Origin of the sequence: Paenibacillus peoriae KCTC 3763 (assembly GCF_000236805.1) — a bacterium.
Classification (GTDB): domain Bacteria; phylum Bacillota; class Bacilli; order Paenibacillales; family Paenibacillaceae; genus Paenibacillus; species Paenibacillus peoriae.
In genome coordinates, this window is record NZ_AGFX01000016.1 from 1 (window position 1) to 13,133 (window position 13,133).

Here is a 13,133-nt window from a genome sequence, read left to right on the forward strand (position 1 = left end):
TCTACTTGACAGGGTGCACTTCAGTCTTAGACTGCCGCTGTTGTCGTTCAACTAACGTTTCCCATTAGTTTAACAATGGTATGAATCGATTACTTCGATGTTGCATCCTAGATCGGCATAAGACAAGCTTCAAACCTTGTTTAAGACGTGAATAATCGAATATTAGTCTTGTCCTTTTCAGACATAGAAGCCTCTAAAACAGAACTAACTTCCGTAATTATATTGGTAGTAAATTTCTCCCCACGTGTAGTCAGAACGACGTAAAAACCTCTCTTATCTTCTTCATACACAACTCGTTCTACAGGTTGAAATGCATGGTTTTCCAGTCTGATGATCAGACGAGAAAGAGCACTTTGGCTTAAACCAATCATATTTGATGCAGTGGATAGACGAAGTTTTTTATCTTCGGATTGATAAAGAAACATAAGCAAATAAAACTCTTTCAAGCTGAATTGGTATCTTTCCTGAAGTATATGGTTTAAAGCATTGTTGATCCGATCATGGTATTTAGAGAAATTGACCCAGTCATTAATCAGAAATTCTGATTCACTCAAGTTTATCGTCCTTTCAATACTATATGTTGTTTCATCTTCACATATAGTATTGCCTTAACTTAAGCTGATGTCAAAAGATCATCTCTTTACCACCAGATTAGCCATTAAAGCCTTTTTAAAGAAAACTGTAGCTTCTTCAATATCTGGTACTGTTACTCCAATATGGTCATTCCTCGTGTAATGTTTGTCATACCTGTAACATCCACTTTTATAAATATTTCATTAGTTTCTGTATTTTTCAAAATTGCATGCACATAGTTTCAAACAAGACTATCCTTAACGAATTCCTCTTGCATATTGAAGGGGAGGTTCTACTTTGTCTGTTGTCGCCTTGATTGCATGTAATGCCCAATAGGGATCATTCAACATTCCTCTCGCCACTGCGACAAGATCTGCATCTTCATTTGCAAGGGTTGCTTGAGCGAGTGAAGCATTATCAAGTTTCCCAACAGCAATAACAGGAAGGCCAAGTCGATCTTTAAAAATTCTTGCAAAGGGTACCTGATAACCTGGCGTGTTTAAGGGCTTCAATTTTCCTGGTATCCCTTCACCTCCGCTGGAAATATGGAAAATGTCTACACCTGCTTCTTTAAATTTCTCTCCCATTTTCAGGGCATGTTCAATGTCGTACCCACCATCGATGTATTCAATTGCAGAGAGTCTCATGATCAATGGCATATGCTTAGGAATGACGCTTTTCACAGCTTGGATGACCTCAACACCAAATTTAGATAAGTCTTTGCCATAAGCATCTTCCCTGAGATTAATACTTGGTGACATAAACTGATGAAGCAAATATCCATGTGCTCCATGAAGTTCGATGGTATCAAACCCTGCTTCTACTGCACGTCTGGCTGCATCCTTAAATTGACTAACTACTCGATCAATCTCTTCAATCGTTAAGGCCCGAGGAAGTTTTAACTCTCCATATTTTGACTCTTCAGGAAGCGCCCCACCTTGAACAGCAGATGGCCCTACAGGTTCAATTGCATCCTCTGCTTTTCTGCCAGCATGCCCAATTTGTATGCCTATCTTAGCTCCATGCTTTTGGACTTCAGAAACGAGACGTTGATAGGCTGGAATCTGTTCATCGGACCACAAACCGAGATCCCCATCCGTTATTCGTCCGTCAGGGTTCACTCCTGTCATCTCTACAATAATTAATCCTGTCCCACCAATAGCTCTGGAAGCGTAATGCACAAAATGCCAATCATTCGGTACGCCGTCTTTGAGGTCAACAGAAAATTGACACATCGGAGCCATGACAATTCGATTTTTGAGTTCTAGATCTTTAAGTTTGAATGGTGTAGATAAACTATTCATATAGAAACCTCCTCAAAATATAATTTGTATGCACATGCAATTATATTGCTCGGATTTTAATTTTGTCAACTAGTTGATAATTGGAACATTCTTGAACTCCTGTTTTGCATCAGAAAAGAACCGAAATCTATTTCAGATTCGGTCTTAACATAAGCCAAAACGATTAAACTATCCTGCCCGTTAACTTAATGAAGCTTCCGCTAGTCTAATGTAGTGTAGCGCTTTATAAAAATGTAAATGAGCCCATCACCGTAATTTGGAAGCTTCTTATTTCCAATTTTACATGGCAATGGGCTATTTATGTTCAATGTAAAGGAGTGTAAGATACTGTCGTTTATAGGACATCGTCATCAGCTAACTCATCTGCCTGACGTTCGTATTCTTCTAAATTAGCTGGGATCTTTAATCTTACTTTATCTCCATCAAGTATTACTCCCATTTTGCTCGCGTGTTTGAAAGGATCATACGGTTCATTGTTTTTAAGACGTCAATTACCTCAAAAGGGTTTCTAACTTAAGAATTGAATATTTCTCTATTTGCTTTAACAACATCTTGAATTGAAAATGCACCTGGAGAAGCTGACAGCTTTTCCATCACCTTATCACGCAGAAATGGAGCTTTTTCTTTATTCGCTTTATTTAAGGCTATGGTTAGTTCCCCTTTTGTAAGTTCTGTGCAGTACGCAGGGGTTCCTGGCTGTTGTCTCCACGAATCGCTTAAAGAACCACTATCTACGGAGTCGAAGCCTAGATCGTTTGCTACACCCATGATTATTTGTTTATGGGATAGGTCATCACCAGCAATCGCTATGGCAATGCGCCCATCAGTCCCTTCGGGAGTTCCTTGATGTTCTAACGTATAGGCTAAGAAATTGTTAAACGCTTTAATGATAGGTCTACCTAAATGATTGGATACCCAAACACTTTCAACCATCCCGTTCTCAATTTCTTCGATTTTATTACTTATTTGTGGATAATAATTTGAAGTGTCTACAACGACTACTTCCTCCCCAACATTATCGATAATGTTGCGAATGCTTGGCAGCGCGTGGAAAGGGATAGATGTTATAAGAATATCAATATTTTTAATTACATCTTCTACGATCACAGGTGTTCCTGTAAGTTTTTTTCCTTCCAAGCGTTCAATCCCACGAGCATCTGCAATCTTGACATCATGTCCATTCTCAACCAATTTTTTCGCAATATTTGACCCAATTGGTCCTGCACCTATAATTCCAAATCTCATTTTCATTCCTCCTATAACCTATTTTATGTCCCCGATTGAGTAATCTGTATACATGTACTAATATATATATGTTGCTCGTATTCTTGAAGAAGGCAATTAAAAATGACATAGTACACTTTTTCGTACCTAACAGCAGAAATGAGTTGATTAAGGTATCTAGAATAAATGAAGATGGATTTAGCGAAGAATGTAAGAAGGATCACAGAGAGGTATATGGCATCGCCTATACTCAAAACATACTTTCGGGACGTTGGAAGTATCTAATTCTTTGGTTTTTAAAGTTTAACCCGCGTCGATATAATGAAATTAAGACTCGTTTATGGGGAATTTCACAAGGATCCCTAACAAAACAACTTCGAGAATTAGAAGCAGATGGCTTAATTAATCGCAAAGTTTATCCCGAAGTACCTCCACGTGTTGAGTATTCGTTAACACCAAAAGGGGAGCAATTGATTCCAATTATTGATCTAATGGAGGAATTCGGAAAGAAGTTTGGAGACAAAATAGATTAATCTTATTGGGTATTTTTAAATTAAACTCCCGTTAGGAGTTCAATAAAAAGGACGCTCCCGCGCCTTCGCTTGGGCTACGTCCTCCTCATTATGTTCCATTTCCAATTACTAATTAAAGAACGTACGCGGGTAGCATGTAGTGCTAAAAAAGGGGACTTATCTTAACATAAGCACTAAGAAAATACTTTATTTTCTTTGGACAATATGTTCGTGTTTATGTTGATGTAAGCAGTCTAAATGATCAGCCTATAAACTTAGAGGGAAACAAATGGCCAAACCTTGGAGAAATCTGGGCGTGGCCATTTGTTATTTCCCATATTAATCCGCATACTTTGCGGTTTGTATCAGCTTCGCTGGTAGTACCCCAATTCGAGGATAGGAGCCTATATCACGAAAAGGGAAGTTCACCGACCTGAAATGCTTGACAAACATTAGCTGGTTTTCTTGTCTTTACGTGATTGCTTCCAGGTCTGAACCAAAGTCTTGAGGCCAGTAGTTATACTGACCAACTTTAGCACAACGTCAAGAATCTTCACGATTAGATCAAATGACACGGCGTCACCCCCTCTCGGGCTAGCTTCGCCGCATCTTCCCCACCGGTTAATTTGTCCAAATCATTATAGCATAGTTGGGAAAATTGGAATATAGAGTAGGAATAGCGAGAAGAGATACTAGACGTGTGGTGTCACTTTGTTTTCACGAGATTAAGCTCGATGTAACTTCGACCGTGCAACCATAGCAGTTCTTCCAACAAAAACGTCAATCCATCCTTACTACGTAATCGCTCGATCAGTTCTGCAACGACCTCCATAATCTCACATTGCACATTCTTCGCTAGTTGGAGCCCTCCGCTTTCCCCATCTACATAAAGATGTGGATGATCCGGTTGATCTACCCTTCGTACATGCCGCAGACACAACAATCCATTTTCCAGATAAAAGAAATAGCTACGATCAAACAGGACTCCCTCAAATAATTCATACATATGAGGATCATCATCAGGCCCATAAACCATGGTAACTCTCTTCAATTCAACCAGTTTGGTCATATAATCCCTCTCCTTCTGTATTCATAATTTTTTTATTAAATAAAGAACACATGTTATGTTTATATGTATTCAATGTACGACTTCTTATACATATAATACACCTTCGCATTTAATCATTCAACACTTATCGAATAAAATGTACGCATTATTGTAATTTAAGTTTGACTTCACTAATATTTTAGTACATATAATAAGTAGAGGGGGATTACTCATGGGATTGAAACCAAGTTATAAACCAATGGAAATCACTCTAATTAAACGAGATAAAACACGAACTTACCTTCGTACTCAATTAGGAATATCACCATCCACTTTGGCGAAAATGTCTAATGGGGAATTTGTAGCCATGAGTGTCATTGCACGGATTTGCGAGGAGTTGGACTGTAGAATTGAAGAGGTTGTTGAATTTATAGAAGAACAACCATTAGATAAAGAGAAAGAGCGCTAATCCGTTTAGGGATAGCGCTCTTTTTTTCAACTTAATATTGATTTACTCTACTTTTACTATTAAAAAGCAACAACACTAACGGAATTTTTTATACTATATAAGTTGAACTTAAAAGTTACCTATCGTGCCACTGCGCAGACGGATGGTGCTTCCCATCGCCACCGTCCCCGGATTTCCGAAATACTATGATCAAAGTAGAAATCCGGGGAAGTGATGCTTCCGAAGCGAGCTCTCCTATGGAAAGCTTTTAGAGTGACCGCTTCGCTTGTACAGCACCATTCCGCCTACTCCATTTTACTTGTACATTTTTTGTGTTCAGCTTATATAAGCAGAAAATTTCAACTAATAATATTTACTCGCTAACAGCGGATTCCATATCTTCATCTGTTATTACCCATACTGGTTTACCAGTTAGACCTTTATCTTTTACATATTTACTTACTCTTCTAGTTAAATCCACTATATTTTTATATTCAACCATATAATCCTCATTTCCAAGTCCCCCTATGAATCAATTATGCAAATCTATCAGCTACACCATTACTCTATTCAAACAATAGGCTCCACGCACTAACAGGTTTTGACCCTCCAGTGAAACCTTCAAATTATTCCACTTCAAAATTGGGAATTGATGGGGATGGTTTTATACTTAAACCATTTTGTCTACCTAACATAATCTTATTGTTAATTTTTTTGATTCATTGTCACATTGAATTAACTATGTACTTCTCAATAAAATCATTAAAAATGATCTGGCGTATATTCTCTTTAAGGACAAAACGCTAAATCATAAACTCTCTTAAGTAAAACAGTGCTGTTTTTTAATATTTTCTCGCGATAACATATGCCTGATGTCTACTTAGTGACGCATTTTTGAAAGAATCGAAGCTAAAAATGTTTTGAATTTCGACATATTTTCTCATATATATCCAATATTTATTGATATATTCCATTGAAAATATTGACAACTATATAATCTCAATGTATTGTGTAGAAAATAAATACATTTTTTCTTGAATTATTTATTATTTGGGATCAATTTCCTAGAAGCCGCTGCTGCTTATTTATTCTCATCTAAGCATGGACAGGCCTCTTTGGAATGGATTCATAATCATTTTTCGGAAGGAGGAATCCATAAAGCCGCTTGAGGATGACGCCTCAAATCATTGAAAGCGTTATCAAAACTAGATTTGAACCCCCTGAAAGATCCTATTAAAAAATGCAAGGAGGAGTAATAACATGACTTTTGTGAATCATCGTAAGTTATCTATGAAATGGTTTATTTTCTCGATAGGAGCCCTGTTCCTGATGCTGGCGGGTTCGTTTGTTTTTGCGGAAAGCGCTTCCGCTCATGGGTACTTAACGGATGGCCGCGCTCATCTATGTTCCACGGGCCAAAACACCAATTGCGGGCCAGTGAGATGGGAGCCTTTTAGTGTGGAAGGGCGAGGGGATTTCCCTGAATTCGGCGTTCCTGATGGCAAGATCGCCAGTGGCGCGAAATTTTTAGAACTCGACGAGCAAACAGCGGATCGCTGGACCAAGGTAGATATGGTAGGCGGGGAGCATACGTTTCATTGGAAACTTACAGCCAACCATAGCACGAATACATGGGATTACTATATTACGAAAAAAGACTGGGACCCCAATTCCCCGTTAAAACGAGAGGATCTTGAGTTATTCTGCCGTTATATAGATGACGGTGCGATTCCGCCAATCGACACTTATAACGATTGCTTTGTTCCGAATGACCGGGAAGGATATCACGTTATCGTTGGCATTTGGGATATCGCGGATACGGAGAATGCCTTCTACCAAGCGATGGATGTTAATCTCAGCATCAACCCGTCGGCACCGACCACGCCCGACAAGGGTTTCCCGGGAGATCCCAACCGTTTCGGAAAGTACCTCGTCTGGAATACCATCAGGGTCTACACCGAAGGTGAAATCGTTCTGCACAACGGGCAATTGTGGAAAGCTCTGTGGTGGACCCGTGGACAGGAACCGGGAACGACAGGACAGTGGGGTCCATGGAAGCTAATCGGCGACGTGCCGCCCGATGAGGAAGGCAACACAGAATTGGGCAGCGCATAAGGGCGGACATATTTTGTTCAAAAACGAAGAGGCAATTGTCGAGTCAAGTTAGATCTTATAGACATATCCCGCAAGAGCCAGAGAGAAAAATTCTCTCTGGCTCTTTGTTCGTACGCCCGGCATGAGCGTCATCTCACTATCATATATGGTGCGCAAATTTTACAAAATAAAATCCTTTTGAAACTAAGTTTAGTACCACACATAGTTTCAAAAGGATTGGATTGTTGCTTTTATTCCTAAAACATTATTAACAAGGCTCTTCGCTCGGCTTCCCTGCATCATCACGCGTACGGAAGCTTGAACCACAGCCACATGTAGCTACGGCATTCGGGTTATGAATCGTAAAGCCGCCTGACATGCCGGACTCTTCAAAGTCGATCTCCAGACCGTCCAGGTAGCGGATGCTTTCTTTCTCCACTACGACTTTCATATCCTGTACGTTCATATATATATCCTGATCTGTCTCATTGTCGTCAAAGCCCATGGCATACGAAAATCCGGTGCAACCGCCCGGCGTAACACCCAGACGCAAAAACATATTTGGTGTTTCCTGCTGCTCCAGCATTTCCTTCAAGCGTTCAGCAGCGGAATCGGTGATGTTAATCATGGCTTTATCCATCCTCCTCTTTCACTTCATGTTCCCTTTCAGTATACTCCACTATTGGCAGGTGCTCAAGTCATGGATTGTCCATGCCTTACGGCTTAAAAGACCTGATTTTACACTCATTTGTATTGATCACCTGTGTGGTGGGGTTTATAATAGATGAAGAGTGTGTAAAAGAAACTGTCGGAAAATTGTCAATTAAATGGCATTGTTTTAAGATATTCGTCATTGTTGTAGCCTGGCATTGTAATTTTTTTCACATATTCTTACATCCGCGCTGCCGGGTTCGCACCGACGGAACGGGACATCCTGTGTGCATCAAGCGCTTGGACCGCAGATCATAGCGGAAAGCCTCGCACAGAGCAACTTGAAGGAGGAATGGGCATGTCCACATTAGTTACACCTTTTACAGACCGCAAAATGGCGGAGATTGTAGAAAAGGTACAGAACGGTATTCGTTTAAGCCTTGAAGACGGTATATATTTGTATGAAACTGACGATATCCTCACACTGGGTCAGTTGGCTAACGAAGCTAATTTACGCAAAAATGGAAAAAAGGTTTATTTTATTGAAAATATGAGCCTGTACTTTACCAATGTATGTGAAGCTCGCTGCGCTTTCTGTAATTTCCGCAAAGATCAAGGCGAAGAAGGCTCTTATACGTTATCAGGACAGGAAATGATTGATTACATTGAACAACATATCCATCCGGGTGTAAGAGAATTCCATATCGTTGGCGGTCATAATAATCATGTGCCTTTCCAATACTATGTAGACTCATTGAAGGCGCTGAATGAAAAGTATCCCAACGTTGCTCTGAAAGCCTATACTGCAGCAGAAATTGACTTTTTTACACGCATTAGCGGCTTGAGTATCAAAGAAGTGCTTCAGGAACTGCAAAAGGCTGGACTGCAAACTCTGACAGGCGGTGGCGCAGAGATTTTGTCCGACGAATATCGCAAGAAAATGCATGTTACCAAGGCCAATGTGGATCGCTATCTTGAAGTACATCGCACGGCTCACAATCTCGGCATGAGAACTCATACGACCATGCTATACGGTTCAGTCGAATCGTACCAGGATCGTATTGAACATATGCTGCAAATTCGTGAATTGCAGGACGAAACCAACGGGTTCATGGTATTCATTCCACTCTCCATGCAGCCGAAGAGCAAAAACGCCAGCATCATGCGCCGCAATTCCGCTTACGAGGATCTCAAAACGATTGCGATCAGCCGTCTGATGCTGGACAATATCAAACATGTCAAAGCATACTTCATTAATATTGGCCCGCAATTGACGCAGGTCGCGCTTACGTTCGGCGCCTCGGACGTTCACGGCACGATTGTGCGTGAGCAGATCAGTCATGCCGCAGGTGCGTTGACTCCATCCGGTTTGACCCGTAAAGAGCTGATCTGGCTGGTTAAAGGTGCAGGACGCATCCCGGTAGAACGGGACACCTTCTATAACGAAATCGAAGTTTTCAACTAATCAAGTTTCTCTACGAATTCGACAAACTCGACGAAACAAATTTATTTCGGATTCAGATTTCCCGCGAGCATTTCTTCCCCATTACTCACACCATGCAGCGACAAGCTGCCTCGGAATACTCCGGCCTGCTTGCCACAGGCGGACCGGACTCCGGGTTTTACAACAAGGCTCCAGACCATTTGCCGGGGACACGGCAGCGAAAGGACGGCGGATTTTTGATGAAAAATTTCGTTATTCTGGGGGGCGGCTACGGCGGCCTTACCATTGCCAAAGAATTGCTGGACAAACATATTCCCGACGATGTTCAAGTTATTTTAGTGGACCGGATGCCCTTTCAAGGCTTGAAAACAGAATACTACGCTCTCGCAGCGGGAACGGTATCTGATTTTGATTTACGAGTTCATTTTCCCGATGAGCAACGTCTGATTCGCAAATACGGAGAAGTCACCTCGATGGATTTGGAGAATAAAATCGTCCATTTTCAGGATGGCGAGCCTTTGCTCTATGATCAGCTTGTGATTGCGCTAGGCTGTACGGACCGTTTCCACAATACACCGGGGGCTGAAGAGTATAGCTGCACGATCCAGTCTTTTAACCATACCCGTCAAACGTATCTGCGCTTGAATGAAATCAAGCCTTATGGGGATGTTCATATTGTAGGCGGCGGTCTGAGTGGTGTTGAAATTGCTGCGGAGCTGCGTGAAAGTCGTTCGGATTTAAATATTACCATTATGGATCGGGGCGAGCGGGTGCTATCGGCATTTCCGCAACGTTTGTCTGCGTATGTACATGCCTGGTTCAAGGAGCATCAGGTTCATGTACTGAACCATGCTGGGGTTTGCCGTATTGAACCGGGTGCTATTTACAATCATAACGAGCAGATTGTAACGGATGCGGTGGTATGGACAGCCGGGATTCAACCGGTAAAAATGGTGCAGGACTTATCTGTTCCCAAAGACCCTCAGGGCCGTATCGTGCTCAACGAATATTATCAAATACCGGATCATCCCGAGGTGTACGTGGTCGGAGACTGTGCCAGTCTTCCTTATTCGCCAAGCGCCCAGGCGGCAGAGGTGCAAGGGGAGCAGATCGCACACATTGTACGCGACCTGTGGAAGGGCCAAACACCTCATCCCCATCCTCTGAAGCTGCGCGGCACATTAGGCGCACTGGGCAAGAAAGCGGGCTTCGGCTATGGCTTTATGGGCAGCACCTCGTTGCGTGGACGAGTACCTCGCTTGCTTAAAAGCGGTGTACTCTGGAAGTCCAAACGCCATTTTGGCTGACCGATTGGCTATATAAAACACAAGAAGACCCGCTCCCAGAGCAGGTCTTCTTGTGTTTCTCAATCCAAATCAAGCTGATCCCATGCCTCGGCTTCCTTGATCTTGTTTATAATCACTTCATACAGCAGCTCTGCTGAATCCGCAGAAACAATCTCACCGTTGACCATCGCATAAGGCTCGGCGTTGCACTGACCACAATTGCTAAGGCAGCCGTATTCGATTACATCATAATCCGGATTTTGCTCCAACTTGGACATAATTTCATCAGTGCCAAAATGCATATTACTAGTGCAAAATTCGATGATAGGTCTTAACATTTTTTCACCTGCTTTGGATGACGGGCATTTTAATTTGGCCCGCTTTGTAATATAATAAATAAGGTATAGGAAAGGAGTTGAATTCTAATGAGTGAAACACAAAGCGTTCAAATGTATGATGAAGTAGCAGATGTACTGGATAAGCTCCGTCCGTTCCTGCAACGCGATGGCGGCGACGTTGAGCTGGTTGACGTTGAAGACGGCATCGTTAAGCTGAAGCTGGTAGGCGCTTGCGGTAGTTGCCCAAGCTCCACAATCACGCTGAAGGCAGGGATCGAACGCGCTCTTCTCGAAGAAGTCGACGGCGTCCAAGAAGTGGTACAAGTATTCTAATGCTTGTTGCATAATGATCATGAGAGTCTTGACTTCGGTAACGAAGCTCAAGACTCTTTTTATGTGATGCGTCTACCGGAATCTAGCGCTTAAATGGTGGGCCGAATCGGGTCCAGCCCGCCCGACACATCCATAATATTGCCTGTTATAAAATCCGAATGCTCCTCACACAAATAGGCGATCACTCGCGCAATGTCTTCCCCACTTCCCGGACGTCCGCGAGGTGTCTCTTGATCCTGCATGCCGATGACGTCGGCGATAGACATCTCCTTATTCGCTCCTCTAATATCCCCGGGACAAATCATATTCACCGTAATACCATTTGGTGCTTCCTCCACAGCCAATGACTTCGTAAAAGACACCAGCCCCACCTTGGCGGCTGCGTAGACAGCCCGATGCGGCCAAGCCCTCGCTTCTCCAGCATGACCAAAGCCAAAATGAATAATACGTCCCCACTGCCGGCTCCGCATATGAGGCAATACCAAATGATCCAGCAGCATGGTACCGACCAGATTCCCCTGTATCATGGCATGAATCTCGGCTACACTGTAATCTGCAAACAGACGACGTTCCCGGATGAACGGTCCGGCATTGTTCACCATAATATCTACGCCGCCCAGCCGATCCTCGACTTCGCCGATCAGCCTCGTGATATCCTCTTGAATGGAGATATCTCCTTGTAAAGAATGGCAGCGTACTCCTTTAGACTCGATCACCCGCTTCAGTTCTTCGGCTTCAGCTTGGCTATGCACATAATTCAGCGCAATATCACAGCCTTCATCAGCCAGACGCAGAGCGGTCATTTTACCTAATCCTTTGGCACTACCTGTTATGAGTGCGACTTTATCTTTCAACAGTTTTCCTCCTCTTCACAGAGAACGGTCACCCTCAAGTATAAAATATTTAGGCTTTGCCTACAACTACAGGCAAAAAGAAACCCCAGCCCTCTTATTCAAGAGATCCGGGGTTTCAGTCAACGCATTTTCGCTCCCTGCTTAAAATGCCGGGATAATTGCGCCTTGGTATTTGTCTTCAATGAATTTCTTAACTTCCGGAGATTGCAGTGCTTTGATCAGCTTTTGAATCGCTTCGGAATCTTTGTTGTCAGGACGCGCAACCAGCACGTTAGCATATGGAGAATCTTTGTCTTCCAATGCCAATGCATCTTTGGTCGGGTTCAGCTTTGCTTCCAGCGCATAGTTTGTGTTGATCAGTGCAATATCCACTTCAGGTAGCTGACGTGGCAGCATTGCCGCTTCCAGCTCTTTGAATTTCAGGTTTTTCTTATTTTCCGTAATATCTTTTACAGTAGCTTCGATATTGCTTTCGTCTTTCAGCTTGATCAGACCTTGTTTGGCTAACAACAGCAATGCACGACCTCCATTGGTTGCATCGTTCGGAATAGCTACAGTCGCACCATCTGGAATTTCATCAAGTTTTTTATATTTTTGGGAGTAGATACCGAATGGCTCCAAATGAACCGCACCTACCGATACCAGGTCCATTTTGCGCTCTTTATTCATCACATTCAGGTAAGGTACATGTTGATAGAAGTTAGCATCCAGCTGCTTGTCGAACAATTGTACGTTGGGTTGTACATAATCGTTGAACTGAACGACTTGAAGACGAATCCCCTCTTTTTCCAGCTGAGGCTTGATCGCTTCCAAAATTTCGGCATGCGGCACAGGGGAAGCTCCCACTTTCAGCTCAACTTCGCGTGGTGCGCCAGCGTTATTTCCAGTCGTTTTTGATGCATCAGATGTCGTGCTTTTCGTGCCGCAAGCAGCCAGCACCGCAATTAATGTCAAGCTTAATACGGCCAAAACCCATTTCTTCATGTTATTACCCCTCCAATGATTTGTAATGTTCAGGATTCAG

The 13,133-nt window shown here is 42.6% G+C and carries 15 protein-coding genes; 6 read left to right on the forward strand and 9 right to left on the reverse strand.

Annotation, left to right across the window (positions count from 1 at the left end; translation table 11 throughout):
* Positions 1-140: 140 nt before the first annotated feature.
* The 3 genes from KQI_RS0110025 to KQI_RS0110035 form a co-directional block, all read right to left on the reverse strand.
* Positions 141-554 carry a MarR family winged helix-turn-helix transcriptional regulator gene (locus KQI_RS0110025; RefSeq protein WP_010346642.1) on the reverse strand — a complete coding sequence of 138 codons (414 nt, stop codon included), beginning with the start codon at positions 552-554 and terminating at the stop codon, positions 141-143.
* Positions 555-830: 276 nt separating this feature from the next.
* Positions 831-1,877, reverse strand: a complete 1,047-nt coding sequence (locus tag KQI_RS0110030) for an NADH:flavin oxidoreductase/NADH oxidase (RefSeq protein ID WP_010346643.1) — start codon at positions 1,875-1,877, stop codon at positions 831-833.
* A 513-nt stretch (positions 1,878-2,390) separates the two neighbouring features.
* On the reverse strand, positions 2,391-3,122 hold the full coding sequence (locus KQI_RS0110035; protein ID WP_010346644.1) for an NADPH-dependent F420 reductase: 732 nt from the start codon (positions 3,120-3,122) through the stop codon (positions 2,391-2,393).
* 143 nt (positions 3,123-3,265) lie between these two features.
* On the opposite strand from KQI_RS0110035, the gene KQI_RS0110040 reads away from it, so the two are divergent.
* Positions 3,266-3,634: a winged helix-turn-helix transcriptional regulator gene (locus tag KQI_RS0110040; RefSeq protein WP_029390103.1), complete on the forward strand. Its 369-nt coding sequence runs from the start codon at positions 3,266-3,268 to the stop codon at positions 3,632-3,634.
* A gap of 685 nt (positions 3,635-4,319) precedes the next feature.
* Here the strand turns inward: KQI_RS0110040 and KQI_RS0110050 are convergent.
* Positions 4,320-4,682: a hypothetical protein gene (locus KQI_RS0110050; RefSeq protein WP_010346648.1), complete on the reverse strand. Its 363-nt coding sequence runs from the start codon at positions 4,680-4,682 to the stop codon at positions 4,320-4,322.
* A gap of 211 nt (positions 4,683-4,893) precedes the next feature.
* Here KQI_RS0110050 and KQI_RS0110055 point away from each other — a divergent pair, with 211 nt between their 5' ends.
* Complete coding sequence (locus tag KQI_RS0110055) at positions 4,894-5,130, forward strand: helix-turn-helix domain-containing protein (protein WP_010346649.1); 237 nt, start codon at positions 4,894-4,896, stop codon at positions 5,128-5,130.
* A gap of 352 nt (positions 5,131-5,482) precedes the next feature.
* Here KQI_RS0110055 and KQI_RS29520 read toward each other — a convergent pair whose 3' ends face one another.
* Complete coding sequence (locus KQI_RS29520) at positions 5,483-5,611, reverse strand: hypothetical protein (protein WP_277813522.1); 129 nt, start codon at positions 5,609-5,611, stop codon at positions 5,483-5,485.
* 758 nt (positions 5,612-6,369) lie between these two features.
* On the opposite strand from KQI_RS29520, the gene KQI_RS0110065 reads away from it, so the two are divergent.
* Positions 6,370-7,224, forward strand: coding sequence for a lytic polysaccharide monooxygenase (locus tag KQI_RS0110065; RefSeq protein WP_010346651.1), 855 nt, complete (start codon positions 6,370-6,372; stop codon positions 7,222-7,224).
* Between the two features lie 247 nt (positions 7,225-7,471).
* On the opposite strand, the gene KQI_RS0110070 is transcribed toward KQI_RS0110065, so the two are convergent.
* Positions 7,472-7,831 (reverse strand): HesB/IscA family protein, encoded by a 360-nt coding sequence (locus KQI_RS0110070; protein WP_007431955.1) that lies wholly within the window; start codon positions 7,829-7,831, stop codon positions 7,472-7,474.
* 381 nt (positions 7,832-8,212) lie between these two features.
* Here KQI_RS0110070 and mqnE point away from each other — a divergent pair, with 381 nt between their 5' ends.
* Together mqnE and KQI_RS0110080 are read left to right on the forward strand one after the other, a co-directional pair.
* Positions 8,213-9,319 (forward strand): aminofutalosine synthase MqnE, encoded by a 1,107-nt coding sequence (gene mqnE, locus KQI_RS0110075; RefSeq protein ID WP_010346652.1) that lies wholly within the window; start codon positions 8,213-8,215, stop codon positions 9,317-9,319.
* Between the two features lie 218 nt (positions 9,320-9,537).
* Positions 9,538-10,605 carry an NAD(P)/FAD-dependent oxidoreductase gene (locus KQI_RS0110080; protein WP_010346653.1) on the forward strand — a complete coding sequence of 356 codons (1,068 nt, stop codon included), beginning with the start codon at positions 9,538-9,540 and terminating at the stop codon, positions 10,603-10,605.
* Between the two features lie 59 nt (positions 10,606-10,664).
* Here KQI_RS0110080 and KQI_RS0110085 read toward each other — a convergent pair whose 3' ends face one another.
* On the reverse strand, positions 10,665-10,922 hold the full coding sequence (locus KQI_RS0110085; protein WP_010346654.1) for a YuzB family protein: 258 nt from the start codon (positions 10,920-10,922) through the stop codon (positions 10,665-10,667).
* A gap of 87 nt (positions 10,923-11,009) precedes the next feature.
* On the opposite strand from KQI_RS0110085, the gene KQI_RS0110090 reads away from it, so the two are divergent.
* The gene (locus KQI_RS0110090; protein WP_013311836.1) at positions 11,010-11,255 is read left to right on the forward strand and encodes a NifU family protein; all 246 of its coding nucleotides are present in this window, start codon (positions 11,010-11,012) and stop codon (positions 11,253-11,255) included.
* 89 nt (positions 11,256-11,344) lie between these two features.
* Here the strand turns inward: KQI_RS0110090 and KQI_RS0110095 are convergent, their stop codons facing one another.
* Together KQI_RS0110095 and KQI_RS0110100 are read right to left on the reverse strand one after the other, a co-directional pair.
* Positions 11,345-12,109, reverse strand: coding sequence for an SDR family oxidoreductase (locus KQI_RS0110095; RefSeq protein ID WP_010346657.1), 765 nt, complete (start codon positions 12,107-12,109; stop codon positions 11,345-11,347).
* Positions 12,110-12,250: 141 nt separating this feature from the next.
* On the reverse strand, positions 12,251-13,093 hold the full coding sequence (locus KQI_RS0110100) for a MetQ/NlpA family ABC transporter substrate-binding protein (protein ID WP_010346658.1): 843 nt from the start codon (positions 13,091-13,093) through the stop codon (positions 12,251-12,253).
* Positions 13,094-13,133: the final 40 nt, after the last annotated feature.